The organism is Pseudomonas sp. OST1909, assembly GCF_015277575.1.
Lineage (GTDB): Bacteria > Pseudomonadota > Gammaproteobacteria > Pseudomonadales > Pseudomonadaceae > Aquipseudomonas > Aquipseudomonas synxantha_A.
In genome coordinates, this window is the sequence record NZ_CP063780.1 from 4,991,441 (window position 1) to 5,014,226 (window position 22,786).

Here is a 22,786-nt window from a genome sequence, read left to right on the forward strand (position 1 = left end):
CCAGGCATTACAAATGCCTGCAGGACGTCAAGGCGTTCGCCACGCCTCTGCTTGAACAGGCCCTGAAAGCCAACTTCGGCCTGGAGCTGGATGTCGAGGCCACCTATTTGCGCCTGTGTATTGCCCTCAACATCCCATGGTTCCCGATACGTTCGGGCGCCACACGTACCTGGACCGTCTCGCTGCTTGACGCCGCCTTGCATAACTTCGAACACAAAAATTGGCTGTGCTGTATCTGAGCAACGCGGCACTGAGCGAAGTTCCAGAGGGCGTATTTGGCCTGGATCAACTGCAAACGCTGGACCTGAGCAATAACGCGATCCGGGAGATACCACAGGACTTGCTGGAGACGTCAGCAACCTTCAATGGCGACAGCGACTTGAGCGGCAACCCACTGTCGGCGCAAAGCATGGAGCGCTTGCGTCAGTACTACCAACGCACAGGTGTGGACTTCCAGGTCGCGGCCGCCACCGTGGACTCCCAAGGCACGCCGCTGGTAGCAGCTCTGCCAGTACCAGAAGAAGACTAACTGTTTAATCAGCCGCGCTCTGAGGGCACCGACGACAACTCGAAGGGGCTGCTGCTGCGCCGCTGGTTGCGGTCTTCGCGCGGCGTGGCGCCAAAGAAATTGCGGTAAGCGCTGGAGAAATGCGGCCCCGAGGAGAAGCCGCACGACAGGCCGATCTGGATGATCGACTTGCTGGTTTGCATCAACATCTGGCGCGCCTTGTTCAGGCGCAGTTCCAGGTAGTACTGGCTGGGGACGCGATTGAGGTATTGCTTGAAGATCCGTTCCAGTTGTCGTCGCGACACGCACACGTGCTGGGCGATCTCGTCGGTGGTCAGCGGCTCTTCGATATTGGCTTCCATCAACAGCACCGCCTGGGTCAGCTTGGGATGGCTGGAGCCCAGGCGGTTTTGCAGTGGAATACGTTGGCGCTCACCGCCTTCGCGGATGCGCTCCACCACCAATTCCTCGGACACAGCACCGGCCAACTCCGCGCCGTGATCGCGGGCCAGCACCGCCAGCAGCAGGTCGAGTACCGACATGCCGCCACAAGCGGTCAGGCGATCACGGTCCCAGTCGAACAAATGGCTGGTGGCGATGACCTTGGGGAAGCGCTCGGCAAAATCGTCCTGCCAGCGCCAATGCACGGCAGCGCGATAACCATCCAACAGACCAAGCTGGGCCAACGGGTACACACCCGCCGATAACCCACCGATCACGCACCCAGCCCGAACCAGCTGCTTGAGCGCAGTGCTGAGCTGCGACGCGATGACGGTAGGCGGTTCATCCGCCAACAGGAACAGTTTCTGAAAGCCTTCCAACTTGCCGGCCCACGGCTCGCCCGGCAACTGCCAGGCCCCCTCGGTTTGCGGCTCGGCCTGCAGAAAAGACAACTCGTAGACCACATCCGGATGCACCCGCTGAGCAACGCGCAAGGCCTCCTCAGCCAGCGCAAGCGTGAGTGCTTTTGTGCTGGGCCAAATCAGGAAACCAATTTTGTGGGCGGTCATGGAGTGCTATCCGGAGCGAAAACAGTGAAAGAAGCCGTGGGCCAATGCTAGCCCGTAATCAACTACAAATCCCAAAACAAACAGAGATCAAAAGTGGGAGCTGGCTTGCCTGCGATGACGGTGGGTCAGTTAACACATCATTGACTGATGCATCGCTATCGCAGGCAAGCCAGCTCCCACAGGAGATCGGGGCTAACCTCAAGACTGCGGAGCATGCACTATCCCGGTGCACAAAAGCAGCCTTGACTATTTCAAACTGCCAGAGAGGAACTGCTGCAACCGTTCGGACTGCGGGTTCACCAGCACTTCCCGCGGATTACCACGCTCTTCAACAATGCCTTTGTGCAAAAACACCAACTGGTTCGACACTTCACGGGCAAAGCCCATTTCGTGGGTCACCACTACCATGGTGCGGCCTTCCTGGGCCAGGTCCTGCATGACCTTGAGCACTTCGCCCACCAGCTCCGGATCCAGCGCCGAAGTAGGCTCATCGAACAGCATTACCTCGGGCTCCATCGCCAGCGCACGGGCAATCGCCACACGCTGCTGTTCGCCACCGGACATGTGGCCCGGGAACGCGTCCTTACGATGGCCCACGCCGACCTTGGCCAGGTAATGCTCGGCCTTTTCACGGGCTTCTTTCTTCGACATGCCCAGCACGTGCACCGGGGCTTCCATCACGTTTTCAAGCGCGGTCATATGCGACCACAGGTTGAAATGCTGGAACACCATGGACAGGCGTGAACGCATACGTTGCAGTTGCTTGGGGTCGGCAGCCTTCATGGCGCCATCCTTGTTGGCCACCAGTTTCAGCTCTTCGTTATTGAGCAGAATCTTGCCGGCGTGGGGCTGCTCCAGCAGGTTGATGCAGCGCAAAAAGGTACTTTTGCCCGAACCGCTGGAACCGATGATGCTGATCACATCACCGGCCGCTGCGGCCAAGGACACACCTTTGAGCACTTCATGACTGCCATAGCGTTTATGCAGGTCTTGGACTTCAAGCTTGTACATGCGGTCGGTTCTCACAAAAACAGGTGGTCAGTCGTTGAGCAAGCGCCCGTGACGCAGCGCTTCGCGCCCCGCCACCTTGGCCAGCCAGAAACCCGCTTGGGCATAACGTAGCCGTTCAACGGCAAACAACACCCCCGAGGTGCCCGCACAAATGGTGCTTACGCGGTCGGTCAGGGGGTCAATCACTTCAAAAATCTCGTCGCCGGTTTCTACCCAGTCGCCAGCTTTACGCAGGTAACTGATCACTCCGGCATGGGGGGCGAACAGCAACTCGGTGCCTTCGAAGGGCATGCCTTCACAAGGTTCATGTTGCGGTGCGGGCCATTGGCCCCTGATCAAGCCCTGTTCGGCGAGGAATGCCAGAATGCCTTCGGCGTGGAAGATCGCTTCATCACGGCCTGTGTCGGCCTGGCCGCCCAATTCCAGCGTTGTCGCCAGACAGGCCAGCGGAATCTGCGCCTCGGGGAACAGGCGCGACAAACGCAACCACGGCAACGAGCACGCCTCGTCAAACGAACTGCCGCCGGAATCTTCCGCCAGCAGGCCGACCTGCACATTCAAATGCGCTGACAGCGACCGCCACTGCGGCCAGTGCTGCGGCAAAGCGTACATGTGCAGCGCGGCTTCGGCATCGCAATGCAGGTCCAGCACTACATCGGCGGTGCAGGCATGGCTCAGCAGAATGCGCTGCATGCCTTGCAACTGGCTGCTCGGCTCGGGCAAGGCGGTGAGCGTATCGCTCATGGCCTGGCGAATCATGCGCACATTGGCGTGCGGGTCATCGCTCAGTTTGTCTTGCAGCAATGCAGCGACCGGCTCGCTCAACTCAACGAAGTCGCGATTGAAGTTCTTGCCGCTGCCCACTTCGAAACGCCCCTGGTGGCTGCCTTGCAACAGCTGGCCAAGGCCCATCGGGTTGGCCACCGGCACCAGCTCGATCACGCCGTTGAGGGCGCCCTGCTGTTCCAGCTCGGTGAGGCGTTTTTTCAGTTCCCATGCGGCACGCATACCCGGCAACTCATCAGCGTGCAGGCTGGCCTGGATATAGGCCTTGCGCTCGCCGCTGCCGAAGCGAAATACGCTCAGTTGGCGCTCACAGCCCAGGTGCCCCCAGGGCAGCAGATGATCGATACGTTCCATATCAGTGCTTCCGTGGAGCCAGATAGCTCAGCCAGCGGCGCTCGGCCAACTTGAACAGGCGCACCAGAATGAAGGTCAGGCACAGGTAGAACACGCCGGCGGTGATATAGGCTTCGAACGGCAGGTAATACTGGGCATTGACCGTACGCGCGGCACCGGTGATGTCGATCAGCGTGACGATGGACGCCAGGCTGGTGGTCTGCAGCATCATGATCACTTCGTTGCTGTACTGCGGCAGCGCACGACGCAGGGCCGACGGCAACAGGATGCGGCGGTATAGCTTGTAGCGCGACATGCCCATGGCCTTGGCCGCCTCGATCTCACCGTTAGGCGTGGCCTTGAGGCTGCCGGCGATAATCTCGGCGGTGTAGGCGCTGGTGTTGATCGCAAACGCCAGGCACGCACAGAACGTCGCGCTGGACAGCAGCGGCCACAGGAAGCTCTCGCGCACCACTTCGAACTGGGCCAGGCCGTAGTAGATCAAAAACAGCTGCACCAGCATCGGCGTGCCGCGGATCACATAGGTGTAGAGCCAGGCCACACCATTGACGACCGGCTGCTTGGACACCCGCATCAAGCCCAGGGGCAAGGCCGCAAGCAGGCCGAAGAACAGCGAGATGGCGAGCAGTTTCAGGGTGGTCAGCAGGCCGCCAAGGTACAGCGGCATGGCCTCCCAGATGACGTTGTAGTCGAAGATCATAGATCAGCCGCCCTTACGCCTACCGAGTAGCGCTTCTCAAGGTAACGCAAGGCCAGCAACGACACGCTGGTGATCACCAGGTACATCGCCGCCACTGCGAGGAAGAAGGTAAAAGGTTCGCGGGTGGCATCTGCCGCCTGCTTGGCCTTGAACATCATGTCTTGCAAACCCACCACCGAAATCAGCGCGGTGGCCTTGGTCAATACCAGCCAGTTGTTGGTAAACCCGGGGATCGCCAGCCGAATCATCTGCGGCACCATCACCCGGAAAAACACCTGGAAGCTGCTCATGCCATACGCCAGGCCGGCTTCAGCCTGGCCCTTGGGAATGGCCATGAAGGCGCCACGGAAAGTTTCCGAAAGGTAGGCGCCAAAGATGAAACCCAATGTGCCAATACCGGCGGCCAAGGGGTTCAAGTCGATATAGTCGTCAAAGCCCAATAGCGGCGCGACGCGGTTGAGCAAGTCCTGGCCGCCATAGAAAATCAGCAAAATCAGCACCAGGTCGGGGATCCCGCGGATCACCGTGGAGTACAGGTCACCCAGCCAGGCCAACCAGCGCACCGGCGACAGGCGTAACGCGACCCCGATCAGACCCAGAACAATGGCCAAGGCCATGGACGACAAGGCGAGCTGAAGCGTCAACCATGCGCCATCGAGGATAACGGCCCCGTAGCCTTTCAACATGATTCAGGTCCTCGAAAAGGGGGATGAAAAAATGGCGCAAACTTCAGGATGACTGGTGCTTGCGCCATTTCGGACAGACAGCTGCGACTATTTACTTGGCATCAGCGCCGTAAATATCGAAATCGAAGTATTTGTCTTGGATTTTCTTGTATTCGCCGTTGGCACGGATCGCGGTAATCGCTGCGTTGATGCGGTCAAGGTTTTCCTTGTCGCCTTTGCGCACTGCGATACCAATACCGTCGCCGAAGTATTTGGCTTCGGTGAACGACGGGCCTACAAACGCGTAGCCTTTGCCGGCGTCGGTTTTCAGGAAGCCGTCCTGCAGCAGGGTAGCGTCAGCCACGGTACCGTCGAGACGACCGGCGGCCACGTCCAGGTAGATTTCGTTCTGGGTGCTGTAACCCTTGATATCCGCACCTTTTGGCGCCAGGACTTCACGGGCGAAACGGTCGTGGATCGAACCGCGCTGCACACCGATCTTCTTGCCCTTCAACTCATCCAGGCTGTCGCTGACGGTGGTGCCTTCCTTCATCACCAGACGCGCTGGGGACAGGTAGTAGCGAGTGGTGAAGTCCACGGACTTCTTGCGGTCCTCGGTGATGGACATGGACGACAGGATCGCGTCGATCTTGCGCACTTTCAGCGCAGGGATCAGGCCGTCGAACTCTTGCTCGACCCAAGTGCACTTGACGTCCATCTGCTTGCACAGCGCATTGCCGATGTCGTAGTCAAACCCGACGATGCTGCCGTCCGGTGCCTTCGAAGCAAATGGAGGGTAAGCCGCTTCGATACCAATTTTCAGTGGCTTGCCTTCGGCGAAAGCCTGCATGGACAGCACGGACAGCGCCAGGGCGCCCAACAGCACGAGTTTCTTCATCTTGGGACTCCATCGGTATAGGGCAAAAACAGCAGTATGAGCCATGGCCCACGATGCGCGAAGGTGTAACCGAATAGCGGGGCTGCGTCCTGCGCGGGCAACACCTGCGACGACGAGCGAGTGATCGGCATTCTAACGACAGGCCGGAAGCCGATATTTCCTCAATGCGACAACTATTTACAGAAGCACTGAGAAAGCGGTTCCAGCTCATTGACAGCCTCTGAGTTTTATGCAGAGACAAAAGATATTAAACCTGATGATGCTGCAAATTGCGGGCCTATTATTCGCAAACCCTTCTAGCACGGCAAGTGTGGCGTTTAATCTAATTTATCAGGGGGTCTAAAACGCGGTTTTCAGGGGCGCGAGCGTGGTCCATTGCCTCAGGTTTGGGGGCGGGGTTACACATTTGCACCAGCCGGTAACATTCTGAAACGTCCCACAGCAAAAACCGATATTTATTGGCTTGGTGGTTGAAGTGCGCTCCAAATGTGGGAGGGGGCTTGCTCCCGATAGCGGCGGGTCAGCCAGTATATTTGGCACAGACCTGATGCTATCGGGAGCAAGCCCCCTCCCACTGGATATCTGGTGATTGTTAGATCCCGTAGAAAAGCCCCATCCGGCTTAAACCGGATGGGGCTTTATTTGACTATCCGCGCTTACGCGACGTTCATGGTCTTGTGCGTCTCAATCAAATGCGCCACCACACTTGGATCCGCCAGGGTGGAAATATCCCCCAGCCCATCGTATTCAGCCGTAGCGATCTTGCGCAAAATGCGGCGCATGATTTTCCCCGACCGTGTCTTAGGCAGCCCCGGCGCCCACTGGATCACATCCGGTGAAGCAATCGGGCCGATTTCCTTGCGCACCCAGTTTTTCAGCTCCAGGCGCAGCGCTTCGTTGGGCTCTTCGCCATTCTTGAGCGTGACATACACATAGATGCCCTGCCCCTTGATGTCGTGCGGCACACCCACCACCGCCGCTTCGGCGACTTTAGGGTGGGCAACCATGGCGCTTTCAATCTCGGCAGTGCCCATGCGGTGGCCGGACACGTTCAACACGTCATCCACACGACCGGTGATCCACCAGTAGCCATCTTCATCGCGACGGGCGCCATCGCCAGTGAAGTACATGCCGCGGAAGGTCTTGAAATAGGTATCGACAAAACGGTCATGGTCGCCGTACAGGGTACGCGCCTGGCCAGGCCACGAATCGAGGATCACCAGATTGCCTTCGGCAGCGCCTTCAATAATGTTACCGAGGTTGTCCACCAGCGCCGGCACTACACCAAAGAAGGGCCGCGCGGCCGAGCCTGGCTTGAGCGCGTGGGCGCCCGGCAATGGGCTCATCAGGGTCGCGCCGGTTTCAGTCTGCCACCAGGTATCGACAATCGGGCATCGGGATTGGCCGACATTCTTGTAGTACCAGTCCCAGGCTTCCGGGTTGATCGGCTCGCCCACCGAACCGAGCAGGCGCAGGCTGCTGCCGTCGGCGCCTTCGCAGGCGGCAGTGCCGGAGGCCATCATGGCGCGGATCGCAGTGGGTGCGGTGTAGAGGATGTTGACCTTGTGCTTGTCGACGATCTTCGCCACCCGGGTGATGTCCGGGTAGTTCGGCACGCCTTCGAACAGCAGCGTAGTCGCGCCATTGGCCAACGGGCCGTAGACGATATAGGTATGGCCGGTGACCCAGCCGACATCCGCGGTGCACCAGTAGATTTCGCCCGGGCGGTAGTCGAACACACGCTCGTGGGTCAGGGCGGCATACAGCAAGTAGCCGCCGGTGGTGTGCTGCACGCCTTTAGGCTTGCCGGTGGAACCGGAGGTGTAGAGGATGAATAGCGCTTCTTCGGCGCCCATCTCTTTTGGCGCACACACGGTGCCCGCCACTTTCATCAAGTCTTCGTACCAGATGTCGCGATGCTGGTTCCACTTGATCGCGCCATTGGTGCGCTTGCACACGATAACCTTCTGGATGCTGCTGGTTTCCGGGTTGGTCAGGGCGTCGTCGACGTTAGCCTTAAGCGGAATCTTCTTACCGGCGCGGATGCCTTCGTCAGCGGTGATCACCACTTTCGACTTACAGTCGATAATGCGACCGGCCAGGGCTTCCGGGGAAAAACCGCCGAACACCACCGAATGGATCGCACCGATGCGGGTACAGGCCAACATGGCGACCACGGCTTCGGGAATCATCGGCATATAGATAGTCACCACGTCACCGCGGTGCACATCCTGGCCACGCAAGGCGTTGGCGAACTTGCAGACTTCCTCATGCAGCTCGCGGTAGGTGATATTGCGGCTCTCGGCGGGGTCATCGCCCTCCCAGATGATCGCGATCTGGTCACCACGTTCGGCAAGGTGACGGTCCAGGCAGTTGTAGGAAACGTTCAAGGTGCCATCGGCAAACCATTTGATGTCGACATGGTGGTCGTCGAACGAGGTCTGCTTCACCGCGGTGAAAGGCTTGACCCAGTCAAGGCGCTTGGCTTGCTCACGCCAGAAGCCATCGGGGTTGACCACCGACTGCTGGTACATGGCCTTGTAGGTCGCCTCGTCGGTCAGCGTGTTGGCTGCTACTTCGGGGCGAACAGGGTACAGGGAAGCCGCACTCATCTTTCTTACCTCGGTGACAATAGTTGTTGTTGTATGGCCCCTGTTGTAGCCGGGGTGGACCTATAGAACCATTCGACGATGGTAGTAACAAGACCCTACAAATTGCCCTGCTATGCCTGCTTGCTGCTCTGGCCCGCGGTCTGCGGTGAGTTGCGGGTAACTGAAAAAACTTTGATCGACCGATTGTTACAAAAACCGCCAAAGGTGTTTATCAAAAGCACGGGTATATGAATATAACGCGCAGGCTTAGAATCACTTCCGCCAACCAAGGCACTGTGATTAACAACGTAACAGCCCCCACGAAGGCACGTTAATCCGAACTTCCCAACTTTTAAGTTACACACGCGGCCTCACAAGGGCCCCGTGCCCCCTTTCGCCCTGAAGAAGGTAATGAAGAAATGAAAGCTCTATTAGTTATGGCCCTCAGCAGCTTGTGCGCAACCGCCGCCCTGGCCGACGAAGCCCCGACTGAGCTGGCCGGCCACAACGCCCCGATTGTTGAGGATTACACCTACAGCACTCACTTGGATGTGGCTAAAGTATTGTCCATGAGCAGTATTCCGGAAGTCTGTGAAGTTGTTCCGGTAAAGATGGAATATGAAGACTCCCAAGGTCAACGACACATCCTCAACTATCAAGTGATGGGCAATGGTTGCTCTAACGGATAACAACTTGGTTATTTAGATTCAACCCGGATCTTGGTCGCCGCAAGAAATCAATCTTGCGGCCAAGAACCCACCTCGAATACACCGCAAATCAAATGTGGGAGCTGGCTTGCCTGCGATGGCGGTTTCAGCCACGACGTCCCATACAGCCCTTCTCACCTGCTCCCTCCCCTCCCCATAAAATTTCTCCCAACACCCGCCAGAAATTTCCATCCCCAGCAAAGCCTTGCAAACACTCGCTCTGGCCGAAAACCACGTCATTTTGGCGCGCTCAAGTGACCATCCGCCGCAACACAAACCCAAATTTTTCCCTATAATGCGCGGGTAAATCGGGCCTGCAATATCCCTTTACACTGGGACGAAGAGCCAGACCTGAGGCATCCCGCGCGAGCTTGCACCTACCGCTGCGCACCTCAAGCCTCACGCAGAGCACCCGTAGCCCTATTCCGTTTAATGCGTGCGCTAGCTGCAACAAACGATTCCTTAAGATCCACCGCGGCCCAAGGGCCGTGTGAACACCCAACCATCCGGTTTCACACGGGCACCTTTGAGCCCTCACGCAGGAGACGACACGTCATGCTGAGCTGGGACGAATTCGACAAAGAAGAAGAAGGCGAAGTAGCCACCAAAGGCGCCAACGCCGGCCACGCCACCGAAGCCAACATGGACCGCCTCGACGGTGCCGGCGCCGCTGCCGCCATCGAAGCCCGCGCCGTCACCGCCAGTGATTCGGCCGCCATCGTGCGCGCCAAGGCCGCCCTGGACAAACTCGACGTCGCCGAAGGCCTCGCCGAGCTGGAAGGCTCCGCCGCCCGCGTCGCCGTTGACGAAAAGCGCATGATCAACTGCCGCGCCGACCTCAACCAACTCGTGCCTTTCAAGTACGACTGGGCCTGGCAGAAATACCTCGACGGCTGCGCCAACCACTGGATGCCGCAAGAGGTCAACATGACCGCCGACATCGCCCTGTGGAAAAACCCCGAAGGCCTGACCGACGACGAACGCCGCATCGTCATGCGCAATCTGGGCTTCTTCTCCACCGCCGACTCCCTGGTCGCCAATAACCTGGTGCTGGCCGTGTACCGCCTGATCACCAACCCGGAGTGCCGCCAGTACATCCTGCGCCAGGCCTTCGAAGAAGCGATCCACACCCACGCCTACCAGTACTGCATCGAATCGCTGGCCATGGATGAAGGCGAGATCTTCAACATGTACCACGAGATTCCATCGGTCGCCAAAAAGGCAGCCTGGGGCCTCAAGTACACCCGCTCGATCTCCGATCCGAAGTTCGAAACCGGCACCGTCGAGACCGACAAGGAACTGCTGCGTAACCTGGTCGCCTACTACTGCGTACTGGAAGGCATCTTCTTCTACTGCGGCTTCACCCAGATCCTGTCCATGGGTCGTCGCAACAAGATGACTGGCGTGGCCGAGCAGTTCCAGTACATCCTGCGCGATGAGTCGATGCACCTGAACTTCGGTATCGATGTGATCAACCAGATCAAAATCGAAAACCCGCACTTGTGGGATGCCGAGATGAAGGAAGAAGCGACCCAGATGATTTTGCAGGGCACGCAGCTGGAGATTGAATATGCGCGCGACACCATGCCTCGCGGTGTTCTGGGTATGAACGCGGCGATGATGGAGGATTACCTCAAGTTCATCGCCAACCGTCGCCTGTCGCAGATTGGCTTGAAGGAAGAGTACCCAGGCACCACCAACCCGTTCCCGTGGATGAGCGAGATCATGGACTTGAAGAAAGAGAAAAACTTCTTCGAGACCCGTGTGATCGAGTACCAGACCGGCGGCGCGCTGAGCTGGGATTGATCCCTAAGCCAAGCAACACGATGAAGCCCTGACTTGTTCAGGGCTTTTTTATGCACGGTGAATTGCCACTTTTTGAAGCATATCGCGTCAAGCACCTTGCCCAGAAGGGTTCGGATCGCATCACCAATGCTGTAGCCTTGTGCCGCAATTGCCATCAGTGTTCTCATCGGGCACGGGAGCAGACTCCTGCTGTCACAGCTGATGCACGCTTAAAACTATTAGATAGGACCGAGGCCAACCCGTGAACCCAGAAATGCTCGAAGCCGGCCCCGCAGACGCCAAAGTACTTTCCGTCTTTGACTTCGACGGCACCCTCACCCACCACGACAGTTTCGTGCCCTTCCTCAAGTTTGCCTTTGGCCCCGGTGAGTTTTATGGCCGGATGGTCAAGCTGGCAGTGCCTGGGCTGCGCTTTTTGGTGCGGCAGATCAGCCGGGATGAGTTGAAGGCGCAGTTGATCCGCACCTTTATGACCGGTGTTGAGAAGACGTGGGTGCAACAGAAGGCCGAGGAGTATTGCCAGCGCAATTGGGCGCGGTTGATGCGCCCGGCGGGGGTGTTGTCGGTGGAGCAGGAGTTGGGCTCAGGGGCGGTGGTGACGCTGTGTTCGGCGTCGCCGGCGTTGGTGTTGCAGCCGTTTGCCAATCGCCTTGGGATCAAGTTGATTGGGACTGAGCTTGAGGTGGTCGACGGGGTGTTGACCGGCAAGCTCACCGGGAATAATTGCCGTTGTGAGAACAAGGTACTGCGGCTTGAGGCGGTGTATGGGGATTTGGGCGAGTATCGGCTGCGGGCCTGGGGCGATACGCGGGGGGATAGGGAATTGTTGGCGGCGGCGCAGGATGCGCATTTTCGGCACTTTCATGCGAAGAAGAAAAAGCGGGCTCGGTTGCAGCGGTGATGCGGGTGGGTGGGAATCGACTGGGAACAAAGTCGATCCCATCGCAGCCTCGCTGGGGCTCGACAGCTCCCACATTTGATCCGTGCATCTCAGTGGAATGGTGTTTACGTCGTGGTTTTGAGGCCTACGCCGAGAGCCGTTGCAGACGCTTTTACCGTCAGGCTTCTTGAGCGGACGACGCGTTGCAGGTTCTTGCTGATATTTACACAGGATCCGGCTATTAATAGCCAAATCCCCACGGACCGATGCCCATGAAATTCGACACGGCCTACAGCCTGGCTCTCGATGACAAGTTGTCGATCTATGACGTACGAGAGCTGAATTTCGACGAAACCACCGACTTCGATTCCGACAAGGACCGCTTCCTCTGCCCCAACGACGCGTGCCGCGCAGCGTTCGATGCCGGCAATGTGTTGAGCACCTTCAACGCCAAGAACGTCAATTACCTGCGCACCCCACACTTCAAGAACAAACCCGGCACCCGGCATATCGAAGGCTGTCGCTATGCCAGCAGCCAAAAGACTGCGACCGGTGAAAGTGACGACGAGCGCGAGGACAACTTCCCATCGGAATTGGTACTGACACGCCGTCAGTACGAACGTAAAACACCTGCTGCCGGCATCGATGGAGGCGCCCCACAAGAGCCAACGAAAACGCCTTCAAATCGCGTTGAGAAATCCCATGTCAGCAGCGACACAACCCCGGACAAAACCAGTGTGTTCGCCCATCCGGTGGAATGCTATGTGTCGAACATCGATGACAAGGACAAGCTCAAGGCCATGCCCTTGAAGATTGGTGAGCACGCGGCGACTTACTGGTCGTTCTTCAAGAAAATCGAATACCTGCAAGACAACAAGGGCCTGATCTACTGGGGCAAGATCAAGGAAATCAAAGACTACACAAGCAGCTTTCGCATCGACTTCGAAAAGAAGGTGTGGCTCGATAAAAAGCCCTATTCAGTCAATGTATACCTGAGCAAAAAGCTCATCGAAAGCTACCGCAAGCGCACGGTTTTCCTGGAGCAGATCAAGGCGGCGGCCAGCAGCGAGCGACCGCTGTATTGTTTCTTCTACGGAGTGACACCGGAACTCAAGCAGGTGCCCAGCAAGAAAAACCCCGAGCAAACGTTCGGGGTATTCAGTGCGAATATCGAGAACCTGGATCACCTGATTATCCGGGAGGCGTCGGGGATGGAATAACCGGGCGTTGAAACCGCGACGAAAAAATCCAGATGATGAGCGGTATAAACAACTGTACAAAAACACAGTATAGTTGCGCCTCCCCCGTCGAACCTGGAGAACCCCCATGTCCTCTCTGGCAATGAGCTCTTTCGTAGAACAGCAGATCGTGCTGCACCAATTCACCGCCAAACACTGCGCACAGGCTCGCGTTATGCTGGGCTGGAGCCGCGAACATCTGGCTCGCCAGGCGGGCGTGGCGGTAGAGGCGATTCAACAATTGGAGGCCCACGGCGAAGTCGACGATGAAACCCGCTTGATCCTGGCGTTTTGCCTGGAGGCGCAAGGGCTGGTGTTCTTCCCGGGGTTTGCGCCGGGGTGGGGCATGAGTGTACGCCGGTTTGACACCGTAACCGCCGAGCCCACAGCACCAGGCCTCATTTCTCGGTTGATGGGTTCAACAACGGCGTCAGTTGATTCACCAACTCCTCAACCGAATGGTGCGTAGCGTCCAGCCGGATCACCGGGCAGCTCAACGGCTTCAACCAGGTTTCATGCCGACGCAGGCTACGTAGGCTGTGATTGCCAGTATCGTAGCGTGCGGCCCAGGTGAGAAAGGCGACGCTGTTTTGATGGCGGCTGCCACCTTCCAGGATCTGCTCCCCGTAGCGCTGCGCTTCTCGCAGACGCAGGCGTTGCAGGCGCACTTGCGGTTCCACGCGCAGGAACACCACATGGGTGAATAGCGGGATCATCGCGTCGCCCCAGCCGCAGAGTGACCCCGACAATACCCAGCCTTGATGGCCGGCGGTGTGTTCCTGCAGCAGGTGGAGGCGTTCGTCCCGGGGCCGGGAGATGGAAAAGGGTTCGAGGGTTTGCTGCCAGTAATAGAAATCGGAGTCGAAACAGGCAATATTCAGGTGCTCGGCCAATACCTTGCCCAAGGTAGTGCAACCGGTGCCCGCTGCGCCGAGGATATGAATTCTGTATGCCATGGCGTCCCTCCATGGCATTGAGTGTAAACCGTGAAGTTTCAGGCCGGCAGGTTCAGTGCCCGACACTCCTTTTGCGACGCAAAATGACCTGACCGATCAAAGCCCAGGCTTGGTTGCCGTTTGTGCGGCCTGCTCATATCCGTGGGCCACCGCCAACAACGTGGGCTCGCTCCAACGGGTGCCGAAGAAGTGGGCCGCCGTGGGTAAACCGTCTTCGTTCGTGCCGGAGGGCACGGTGATACCTGGGTAGCCGGCCGCTGCTACGCCGAAGTAACTGTTGGTATCAAAATCCGACACTATGGCGTCCAGTTTGTAACTCTTGATCGGCTCATCCACGCTGCTGCGAAAATCCTCGATCAGTTTTTCCCACGCCGTTTCGCGCTGTTCTGGCGCCAGTGTGGAGGCATTGATCTGCTTGAGCAGGGGCTGATGATCGGTATCCGTGCCGTCACGGTCTTCGTTGAACTTGATCAGCTCAGCCAGTGACTTGACTGGCAATCCCGTGCGCTTGGCCAAATAGCCATTCAACTCTTCCTTTACATCCGATAACAACAGTTCTTCATAGCGTGACTCATCTGCCATACGCAGGTTAATCGGCACTAAAACCGCCCCTTGTGCCTCAAGCACCTCCAGTGCTTTGCTGAATTGCGCACTATTTTCCACAGCCTGAACTTCACCGTTTGCAGAAAACGTCGCGGGATATCCAATACGCTTGCCCTTCAACGCACCAGGTACCAATAGCTGCGTGTAATCAACCCCTTCGGGAGCGCCCACGCTCGCCGGATCGTGAGGGTCGCGGCCAGACATGGCGTTGAGCATCAGCGCCGCATCGAACACCGACCGTGCCATCGGGCCCGGTGTGTCCTGGTGCTGGCTAGCCGGGATAATGCCATTGCGGTCCAACAAACCGACGCTCGGCTTGAGCCCAACCACACCATTGAATGCAGCGGGCACGATGATCGAGCCGTTGGTTTCGGCCCCCACCGCCAAGGGTGCCAACCCTGCGGCGACGGCTGCGGCAGAGCCGGAACTGGAACCACCCACCTGCGCGTCCGGATGATGTGGGTTGCGAGTCTGACCACCGCGGGTGCTCCAGCCATCGGGAGCGCCGCGAAAACCGGCCAGCTCCGTCATGTTGGTTTTACCGAGAATCACGGCGCCCTGGCTGATCAGGTATTCAACTAATGGAGCGTTTTTACACGCCGCCTCCCCTACCAGAGCAAAGGCACCTGCGCTGGTTTGCATGCCCGCGGTTTCAATGGTGTCTTTGAGCAAGACAGGTATTCCGTGCAGTGGTCCGCGCACTTTGCCATTGGCCCGTTCCTGGTCCAGCGCGCGGGCGCTTTCAAGCGCTTGCGGGTTGAGTTCAATAACAGAACTCAGTTGCGGATCCAGCGTGCGAATGCGCTCCTGCAAATAATTGACCAGCCCTTGCGAGGTGATGCCCCCCGGTCGCGACATCTGCTCAGCCAGTTCGCGCACACTGGCATATTCCGTCCCGGCGGGGATCGGTTTTGAAATCGCTGGCGACGATTGAACAGGTAAAGTGTTATGCGAGTAGTTAACAAAAAAACTTACACCAGAGCCGATACCAAACATGAAACATCTCCTGCGAGAGGAAGAAATGGCGAAGGATCCTCGTTGATCCAGGCGCCAGTCTAAAAACTCCCCTCCCGCCAAGAAGCACGACATAGTTAGTTCATCCCGTGGGATTGTTCAGCACCTTCTGTACTCCCAGACGTCGAGCACTGCGGTACCCCAGTACGAGTGCCGTAAGGGAATCCTTCGACCACCGCGCACCGTAGAACCACAACACTGCACCATCCTCAAGCGGTTCGTTAAGCCTTGGGTAGCCACTCCAGCATGCGTCGTGGAAGGCGACGTTCTGGCTATCGGCCACCAGAGCGTCCAGTTGGTACGCGTGCACAAGCTCATCGATTTCATTGCCGCCAGGGCGCGGGTCATCGGCGTGGCGCGCAGGCACCGGCACCAAGTTGGTTCCGGCCCGGCACAGAACATCCAACGCGCGCAAGAATGTCACCCCGTGTTCGATCGGTGTTTGATCATGCCCCCACCGCTGGGCGAACCCCACGCGCCTGCCGCTCAACGTCGAGGCAGCGCTGAAAGTGCTGTTGTTCTGTACCAGCGGCACCTCGACCATCACCGGCCCTGAGGGCTCCAGGCCGCTCAAGGCAATCAACGACAAAGAGGGATCGCGCGTAGGTTTCAGGGGAAGAGCCGGTGCGTTATAGCCGGGGATTGGTATGCTGGTGGCCGAAGCAGGATCGGCACCAAAAGCGATGCTGCGTGAGTTTGCAGGGCCAGCAGCAGGATGGATACTCGCAGTGGGCTCCTCAAGCCCAGGCGCCAGTTGCTTGGCTGGGCACGCCATGCCGACTCGCCAATACTTACTACATTTACTTTCCATCGGAACTACCCCGAAAATAGATTCTCGGAGATCATCGCACCCTTGACTGGCGCCTGTCGCAGCCTTGAAACAGCTTGAAAAATCCTTTTTCCGCGGCCGTTGCTGTCAGCTGGCGAGGCGCTCCTGCGTACCCTCAGTCTCCACCTCCAACCACCACGCATGGCCGCGCTCGGGCTGGTTCAAGCGAAACGCCTGCCCCATCGCCGGGGTGGTGATCGATACATTGCGCTCCCAGGCCAGGGCCATGATGCGGTCGAAGGGTTCGTGCCAGGCATGGAATGCCAGATCGAAGGTGCCGTTGTGAATCGGCAACAACCAGCGCCCTTTGAGATCGATATGCGCCTGCAAGGTTTGCTCCGGTTGCATGTGCACATGGGGCCAATCGACGTTGTAGGCGCCGGTCTCCATCAAAGTCAGGTCAAACGGGCCGTACTGCTCGCCAATGCGCTTGAAACCATCGAAATAGCCAGTGTCGCCACTGAAGAAGATGCGCCGCGCATCGTCGATCATCACCCAGGAACACCACAGGGTCTGGTTGCTATCAAACAGGCCACGCCCGGAGAAGTGCTGTGCCGGGGTGGCGATAAAACGGATGCCATCGACCTCCGTGCCCTGCCACCAATCCAGCTGACGGACTTTATTGGCGTCGACCCCCCATTTGACCAACGTATCGCCCACGCCCAGGGGTGCCAAAAAGTAGCGTGTCTTGTCAGCCAGTTGCACCACAGCCTCGCGATCAAGATGGTCGTAATGGTTGTGGGAAAGAATCACCGCCTCCAGCGGTGGCAACGCTTCAAGGCTGATAGGTGGGGCGTGGAAACGCTTGGGGCCTGCCCAACTGAACGGTGACGCGCGCTCGGCGAATACCGGGTCGGTGACCCAGAATTTACCACGCATCTTCAGCAGTACCGTCGAATGCCCAAGGCGGAACACCGTGTGGTCGGGTGCCGCCAACAACTGCTCGCGGGTCAATGGCTGCACCGGAATCGGTCCCACTGGCCGCGTAGTGCGTGGTTTGTTGAACAACATGTTCCAGAAAATGCGCAAGGTTTTGCCAAAACCGCTGTGTTGCACCGGGGCGTCATTGGTGAAGTGCCCCTGGTCCTGCCCGGCAGGCTGGAGCGCTGCAGGCGCAGGGTCGACACGGGTTGAAATCGTGGCCATTACCGAGTGACTCCTACAGTACGAAGAAGAATTACACTGCACAGTGTAGTTTCTAGATTGCAACAAAATCCGGAGCAAGTAAACTGCTGAGTGTAATTTCCTGATTGAGTCGAATGCCATCCATGACTGCCCCCAAGCGCCTCACCGAGCGTAAACGCGACGCCATCGTGGCGGCGGCGATTGCCGAATTTCGCGAGAACGGTTTCGAGGTCACCAGCATGGACAGAGTTGCCGCCACCGCCGGCGTTTCCAAGCGCACGGTGTACAACCACTTTCCCAGCAAGGAAGAGCTGTTCGCCGAGATCCTGAGCCAACTGTGGGCCAGTAGCGTTGCCCAACTGGACGTGAACTACGCCAGCGACCAGCCGCTGCGCGATCAACTGCGCAAGTTGCTGGAAGCAAAAATGAAGATGATGTCGGACGCCAACTTCCTCGACCTGGCGCGCGTGGCCATTGCTGCCACCATCCATTCGCCCGAACGTGCGCAAGATATGGTCAATCGCCTCAGCGCACGGGAAGAAGGTTTTACCCAATGGGTGCGCGCCGCCCAGGAAGACGGCCGCCTCAACTGTACCGATCCAGCTTTCGCGGCTCACCAGATCCAGAGCCTGCTCAAGGCCTTTGCCTTCTGGCCGCAAATCACGCTCGGCCAGCCCACCCTCGATGTGGCCGCCCAGGCCAACGTCATCGAATCTGCAATCGACCTGTTCCTCGCCGGCTACGAAGTGCGCACCCCACCCCTGTATTAGGACCTGTTGCCGGGGCGACATTAAAGGTCGCTTTTGGCGCATTCACCCGCTGTTTTGCGCAAATGGCCTGAAAGGACACTGATTATTCCTACGGGAATAATCGACAATATTGGCCGCTATTATCCGATCATCGACGCCGACCGTTGACGCACGCTGTCGCATCTGCAAAAAACAGCTGACCCAGGACACTATGGAAAACAGACGAGGCAAAGGGCTTTCATTTGCCAGACGTATCTACAAGCCAAGGATCATCGGCCTGGGTATCGGTAGCATCAGCGTAATCGGCGCGTTGTATCCCTTGTCAATGCCAGGCTGGGTATGGGCGTTGTTGTTGTTCAATGGCCTTGCCTGGCCGCACGTGGCTTATCTGATCTCGACCCATTCGCCGTTTCCCTATCAGGCCGAACGGCGCAATCTGCTGTATGACTCATTGTCGGGCGGTTTCTGGGCAGCGGCCACCCAGTTTTCGCCACTGACGGCCGTCACCATTCTGTCGATGATGGCCATGAATAACGTCGCTGCCGGTGGCACACACTTGCTCCTGCATGGGCTGCTCGCACAAGCCGCCGGCATCGCGATAGCCTGGAGCCTGTTCGGGGTCAAGTTCGATTCCAGCGTCAGCCTTTCCGAGGTCTACACCTGCTTGCCGATGCTGACGCTCTACCCGATGGCCATCGGCATGGTCTGTTATCAGTTGGCAATCAAACTGTCGCAACATAAACGCGCCCTCAGCGCCCTGAGCCGTATCGACAGCCTGACCGGCCTACTCAACCATGGCTCATGGAAAGACCTGCTGAACCTCAAGTTCCATAAGTGTCAACAGCAACAAAGCCAGGCGACCATTGCCCTGATCGATATCGACCACTTCAAGCGCATCAACGATATGCACGGCCATACCGTCGGGGATGCGGTACTGCGCCAGTTGAGCCAGGAATTACGCCAGCACCTGCGCGAAGAAGACCTCGCCGGCCGCTACGGAGGTGACGAGTTCTGTGTGATCCTTCCGAAAATGCCCTTGCAAGATGCTGCAGGACTCATGGAACAGATGCGCGAAAAATTCAGTAACTACCGCACTGCGCAGATCCCCGAATTACGCGTGAGCCTGAGCATCGGCCTGGCGGATTTTCAACCGGCCTTCAAGGATGCGGTCATGTGGCTCAACGCTGCGGATCGCGCGCTGTACGCTGCCAAGAACAGCGGCCGCAACCGCGTCAGGACCAGCGATCGGAGATCGCCTGTTCAGCCGCAGTTGTCTGATAACACCTCGTCCGAATCTTCGTCGGCGAGCCTGCCGCAATAGCATAATGCCGCCATTGGTCGGCTACCCGAAAATGCCCCTGCTCAAGCAGCGAACTTCTGGACCGGCCGATCACTCTGAACCCCTTGTTCCACCCCCTCTGTCAGCATCAGGAAGCTGGCAATGAGCAAGTCAACCGTAAGGCCTGGGGCCCTACGGGGTCAGGCGCAAATACATGGATACCGCATATGCTTGCATGCCCGAGCCCTCTAACATGCTATTTAACACCCACAAGAAAACCATCAGCACCCTGCAACACAGCATTGCCCAACAGGCCAGCCTGCTGGATGCCATCGAGCGCTCCATGGCCGTCATCGAATTCGACCTGCAAGGCACTGTGCTGCGGGCCAATGAGAACTTCTTCAAGACCATGGGTTACCGCGCAGAACAGGTCCTGGGCCAGTCCCACCGGATGTTCTGCACCCCGGCGTTCACCCGCAGCGCCGAGTACAACCAACTGTGGACGCAGCTGCGCAACGGCCAATTTCAGTCAGGCACCTTTGAGCGGGTGGGTGCCAACGGTGATTCGGTGTGGCTGGAAGCCAGCTACAACCCGGTACGCGATGAAGCCGGTCACGTGACCAAAGTGGTGAAGTACGCCATGGATGTCACCCCGCGCCTGCAAGCTGAAAGTGAAGCCAACGCCAAGCTGCAAGCCATCGACCGCGCCATGGCGATGATCGAGTTCAACCTCGATGGCACCATTATCACAGCCAACGCAAACTTCCTGCAGCGCATGGGGTACAGCCTGGCGCAGATCCAGGGCAAGCATCACCGCCTGTTCTGCACACCCGAACTGGCCAACAGTGCAGCCTACAGCGAGTTCTGGAAACGCTTGAACCAGGGCGAGCTGTTCAATGGCCAGTTCGAGCGGGTGGATAAAAACGGCCAGGTGGTGTGGCTGGAAGCCAACTACAACCCGGTGTACGACGCCAGCGGGCGCCTGTGCAAAGTGGTGAAGTTCGCCTCCGATGTTACCGCCCGGGTACAACAACATGCCACCGAGGCACAGAGCGCGGCCCAGGCTTATCACCTGTCATTGAGCACCCAGGAGATGGCCGAAAAAGGCGCCGAGGTGATCCAGAAAACCGCCACCGGTATGCGCGAAATTGCTCGGGATATCGACACATCCTCGCAACTGATCGCCAAGCTCGGCGAGCGCTCGCAGCAGATCACCGCCATCGTCAACACCATTCGCGGCATCGCCGACCAGACCAACCTGCTGGCTCTCAACGCCGCCATCGAAGCCGCACGCGCCGGCGAGCAAGGCCGTGGCTTTGCCGTGGTTGCCGATGAAGTGCGGCAGCTGGCGGCGCGCACCAGCGGCTCCACCGCCGAAATTTCCGGCATGATCGCCATGATCCAGGACGAAACCCGCCAAGCCATCGACAGCATGGACGCCACCCGCGACCGTGCCGCCCACGGCGTAGAACTGGCCAACCAGGCGGGCACAGTGATCCTGCAGATTCGCGAAGGCACCGGCGAAGCGGTCCAGGCGGTGAGCGCGTTCGCCAACGACCGGGGCAATCGCTGACCGGTTCTTCATGTCGGTGGCTGGTGGGCTCGGTCTATAGTGTTGGTTGTCTTTACGCTAAGCACTCGAGCCCGCCATGACCCCAGACAAACCCGAATCCGCCCCCACTGACCACTTGCGTTTCCACCGTGGTCACGCGCACCTGGCGCCGACCTTTGGCAACGACACCTTTGCCCTCAAAGCCGAGGCCTTCGCACGCTTTTTTGGTACCCCGACCTTTCTGGGCGCACAAACCGCGATCGTCGTGTTGTGGGTGGTGCTGAATATGACCGGCGTCACCCACTTCGACGTCTACCCGTTCATCCTGCTCAACCTGGCCTTCAGCCTGCAATCGGCTTATGCCGCGCCGCTGATCCTGCTGGCCCAGACGCGCCAGGCTGCGCGGGATAAAGCTCAGTCCGACGCCGACGCACAGCATCGCGAAGCCCTCGCCACCGCCAACACCGAACGCCAGGCCCAGGCGGCCCAGACCACCAAGCAATTGATGGAACTGCTGGAGCAGAATACCCGGCTGACGGAAATGACCAAGCAACTGACCGAGCGCATCGAGACCCTGACGTGCGAAATGCATGCACAGTTTGTGCGTAAAGCCTAATCTCGCAGCCCGCGCACATGCCGCCCCAGTTCATCAAACAGCGTCACCACCGAGCGCAACGCCCGGCAATCAGGCCGCGTCAACAGCCACAGCGCGGTGTCGTACCCTACCAATGCAGGGCTCAGTGCTTGCAAGCCTTCGCCCATTAGAAAATCCGGCAACGCCGCCACACCCAGCCCGGCGCGCACCAGTTCAGTCACCGACTGCATGCTGTTGCAGCAATAACTGGGACGCACGCCTGGCAATTGTTCACGGCGCCAGACTACCGTGGGGTGGTCGGGCAAAAAGTCGTCCGGAGCGATCCAGGCCAGGTCGGCCAGCGCCTGGCCTGCATGCCGATGAGCATAGTCGGCACTGGCATACACTTGGTACGCCACAGTCCCCAGGCAACGTCCGACCAGATGCTCCGGCGGTTTGCTGGTCAGGCGCAGGGCAATATCCGCATCACGACGGCTGAGGTTGGCGAAGTCATTGGACGTGCTCAGTTCCAGGACCAGTGCTGGATAGGCCGGCATGAACTGCGCCAGGGCCGGCAGCAGTAACCCTTGCAACACCGAGTCGGTGCAGGTCAAGCGCACGGTGCCGCTGATCACTTCTCCACCCTGCTCCACACCAATGCGCGCTGCCTCCAATGCGAGTTCTGCGCGTTCGGCCTGTTGCGCCAGGTTGCTCGCCAGGCTGGTGGGCAAGTATCCGGCGCGGCTTTTTTCAAATAAGGTCTGGCCCAGGGCCGACTCCAACCGCCGCACCGCACGGAACACCGTGGACACGTCCACCCGCAGCAACGCTGCCGCCCGCGCCAGGGTGCCGCCACGCACCAGGGCAAGGATCAATGACAGGTCGGGGTAGTCAAGTTGATAGTGCGTGGCTGCATTGAGCATGTGCGTAAATGCCAATATTGATTGCGCA

The 22,786-nt window shown here is 58.6% G+C and carries 24 protein-coding genes; 12 read left to right on the forward strand and 12 right to left on the reverse strand.

The genetic code is table 11. The features are described from left to right. The first annotated feature begins 17 nt into the window (after nt 1-17). Entirely contained in the window at nt 18-239 is a 222-nt protein-coding gene (locus IH404_RS28035; protein WP_320404197.1) for a DUF6543 domain-containing protein, read from the forward strand. Next, a complete protein-coding gene (locus IH404_RS21670; RefSeq protein WP_005790633.1) occupies nt 227-529 on the forward strand; it encodes a leucine-rich repeat domain-containing protein in 303 nt (100 codons plus the stop codon). Before IH404_RS28035 ends, IH404_RS21670 begins: the two co-directional genes overlap by 13 nt. 8 nt (nt 530-537) lie before the next feature. On the opposite strand, the gene IH404_RS21675 is transcribed toward IH404_RS21670, so the two are convergent. The 7 genes from IH404_RS21675 to acs form a co-directional block, all read right to left on the reverse strand. Continuing rightward, nucleotides 538-1,518, reverse strand: a complete 981-nt coding sequence (locus tag IH404_RS21675) for a GlxA family transcriptional regulator (protein ID WP_005790635.1) — start codon at nt 1,516-1,518, stop codon at nt 538-540. 246 nt (nt 1,519-1,764) lie between these two features. Then, nucleotides 1,765-2,529, reverse strand: a complete 765-nt coding sequence (locus IH404_RS21680) for an ATP-binding cassette domain-containing protein (RefSeq protein ID WP_005790637.1) — start codon at nt 2,527-2,529, stop codon at nt 1,765-1,767. 27 nt (nt 2,530-2,556) lie between these two features. Further along, nucleotides 2,557-3,669 carry a succinylglutamate desuccinylase/aspartoacylase family protein gene (locus IH404_RS21685; RefSeq protein ID WP_005790639.1) on the reverse strand — a complete coding sequence of 371 codons (1,113 nt, stop codon included), beginning with the start codon at nt 3,667-3,669 and terminating at the stop codon, nt 2,557-2,559. Nucleotide 3,670: 1 nt separating this feature from the next. After that, complete coding sequence (locus IH404_RS21690) at nt 3,671-4,369, reverse strand: ABC transporter permease (protein ID WP_005790641.1); 699 nt, start codon at nt 4,367-4,369, stop codon at nt 3,671-3,673. After that, nucleotides 4,366-5,055 (reverse strand): ABC transporter permease, encoded by a 690-nt coding sequence (locus tag IH404_RS21695; protein ID WP_003193627.1) that lies wholly within the window; start codon nt 5,053-5,055, stop codon nt 4,366-4,368. The genes IH404_RS21690 and IH404_RS21695 overlap by 4 nt, the downstream gene beginning before the upstream one ends. A gap of 91 nt (nt 5,056-5,146) precedes the next feature. After that, the gene (locus IH404_RS21700; RefSeq protein ID WP_005790643.1) at nt 5,147-5,932 is read right to left on the reverse strand and encodes an ABC transporter substrate-binding protein; all 786 of its coding nucleotides are present in this window, start codon (nt 5,930-5,932) and stop codon (nt 5,147-5,149) included. Nucleotides 5,933-6,588: 656 nt separating this feature from the next. Continuing rightward, nucleotides 6,589-8,544, reverse strand: coding sequence for an acetate--CoA ligase (acs, locus tag IH404_RS21705; RefSeq protein WP_005790645.1), 1,956 nt, complete (start codon nt 8,542-8,544; stop codon nt 6,589-6,591). Between the two features lie 398 nt (nt 8,545-8,942). On the opposite strand from acs, the gene IH404_RS21710 reads away from it, so the two are divergent. The 6 genes from IH404_RS21710 (at nt 8,943) to IH404_RS21735 (ending at nt 13,623) form a co-directional block, all read left to right on the forward strand. Continuing rightward, nucleotides 8,943-9,212: a DUF2790 domain-containing protein gene (locus tag IH404_RS21710; protein ID WP_032803681.1), complete on the forward strand. Its 270-nt coding sequence runs from the start codon at nt 8,943-8,945 to the stop codon at nt 9,210-9,212. Nucleotides 9,213-9,785: 573 nt separating this feature from the next. Then, nucleotides 9,786-11,036, forward strand: a complete 1,251-nt coding sequence (locus IH404_RS21715; RefSeq protein ID WP_005790649.1) for a ribonucleotide-diphosphate reductase subunit beta — start codon at nt 9,786-9,788, stop codon at nt 11,034-11,036. Between the two features lie 50 nt (nt 11,037-11,086). Then, a complete protein-coding gene (locus IH404_RS21720) occupies nt 11,087-11,281 on the forward strand; it encodes an HNH endonuclease (protein ID WP_087945261.1) in 195 nt (64 codons plus the stop codon). Nucleotides 11,282-11,289: 8 nt separating this feature from the next. After that, on the forward strand, nt 11,290-11,937 hold the full coding sequence (locus tag IH404_RS21725; RefSeq protein WP_032803684.1) for an HAD-IB family hydrolase: 648 nt from the start codon (nt 11,290-11,292) through the stop codon (nt 11,935-11,937). Between the two features lie 251 nt (nt 11,938-12,188). Next, nucleotides 12,189-13,136: a hypothetical protein gene (locus IH404_RS21730; protein WP_194438996.1), complete on the forward strand. Its 948-nt coding sequence runs from the start codon at nt 12,189-12,191 to the stop codon at nt 13,134-13,136. Between the two features lie 106 nt (nt 13,137-13,242). Next, nucleotides 13,243-13,623, forward strand: a complete 381-nt coding sequence (locus IH404_RS21735; RefSeq protein ID WP_032803685.1) for a helix-turn-helix transcriptional regulator — start codon at nt 13,243-13,245, stop codon at nt 13,621-13,623. On the opposite strand, the gene IH404_RS21740 is transcribed toward IH404_RS21735, so the two are convergent. From IH404_RS21740 to IH404_RS21755, 4 genes are all read right to left on the reverse strand, one after another. Further along, nucleotides 13,553-14,110, reverse strand: coding sequence for an AAA family ATPase (locus IH404_RS21740; RefSeq protein ID WP_005790655.1), 558 nt, complete (start codon nt 14,108-14,110; stop codon nt 13,553-13,555). The two genes, IH404_RS21735 and IH404_RS21740, sit on opposite strands and share 71 nt — an antisense overlap. Nucleotides 14,111-14,206: 96 nt before the next feature. Continuing rightward, nucleotides 14,207-15,709 (reverse strand): amidase family protein, encoded by a 1,503-nt coding sequence (locus IH404_RS21745; RefSeq protein WP_194440702.1) that lies wholly within the window; start codon nt 15,707-15,709, stop codon nt 14,207-14,209. 100 nt (nt 15,710-15,809) lie between these two features. Beyond that, nucleotides 15,810-16,316, reverse strand: coding sequence for a hypothetical protein (locus IH404_RS21750; RefSeq protein WP_242462624.1), 507 nt, complete (start codon nt 16,314-16,316; stop codon nt 15,810-15,812). A gap of 327 nt (nt 16,317-16,643) precedes the next feature. Beyond that, nucleotides 16,644-17,702 carry an MBL fold metallo-hydrolase gene (locus tag IH404_RS21755; RefSeq protein WP_194438998.1) on the reverse strand — a complete coding sequence of 353 codons (1,059 nt, stop codon included), beginning with the start codon at nt 17,700-17,702 and terminating at the stop codon, nt 16,644-16,646. A 122-nt stretch (nt 17,703-17,824) separates the two neighbouring features. Here IH404_RS21755 and IH404_RS21760 point away from each other — a divergent pair, with 122 nt between their 5' ends. The 4 genes from IH404_RS21760 to IH404_RS21775 all read left to right on the forward strand — a co-directional run bounded on the left by IH404_RS21760 (nt 17,825) and on the right by IH404_RS21775 (nt 21,877). Next, nucleotides 17,825-18,451, forward strand: coding sequence for a TetR/AcrR family transcriptional regulator (locus IH404_RS21760; protein ID WP_005790662.1), 627 nt, complete (start codon nt 17,825-17,827; stop codon nt 18,449-18,451). 190 nt (nt 18,452-18,641) lie between these two features. Beyond that, complete coding sequence (locus IH404_RS21765; RefSeq protein WP_242462625.1) at nt 18,642-19,751, forward strand: diguanylate cyclase; 1,110 nt, start codon at nt 18,642-18,644, stop codon at nt 19,749-19,751. Between the two features lie 211 nt (nt 19,752-19,962). Next, a complete protein-coding gene (locus tag IH404_RS21770) occupies nt 19,963-21,282 on the forward strand; it encodes a PAS domain-containing methyl-accepting chemotaxis protein (RefSeq protein ID WP_005790667.1) in 1,320 nt (439 codons plus the stop codon). 76 nt (nt 21,283-21,358) lie between these two features. Then, nucleotides 21,359-21,877, forward strand: coding sequence for a DUF1003 domain-containing protein (locus IH404_RS21775; RefSeq protein ID WP_005790669.1), 519 nt, complete (start codon nt 21,359-21,361; stop codon nt 21,875-21,877). Here the strand turns inward: IH404_RS21775 and IH404_RS21780 are convergent. After that, on the reverse strand, nt 21,874-22,758 hold the full coding sequence (locus IH404_RS21780; RefSeq protein ID WP_194438999.1) for a LysR family transcriptional regulator: 885 nt from the start codon (nt 22,756-22,758) through the stop codon (nt 21,874-21,876). The genes IH404_RS21775 and IH404_RS21780 overlap by 4 nt on opposite strands. Nucleotides 22,759-22,786: the final 28 nt, after the last annotated feature.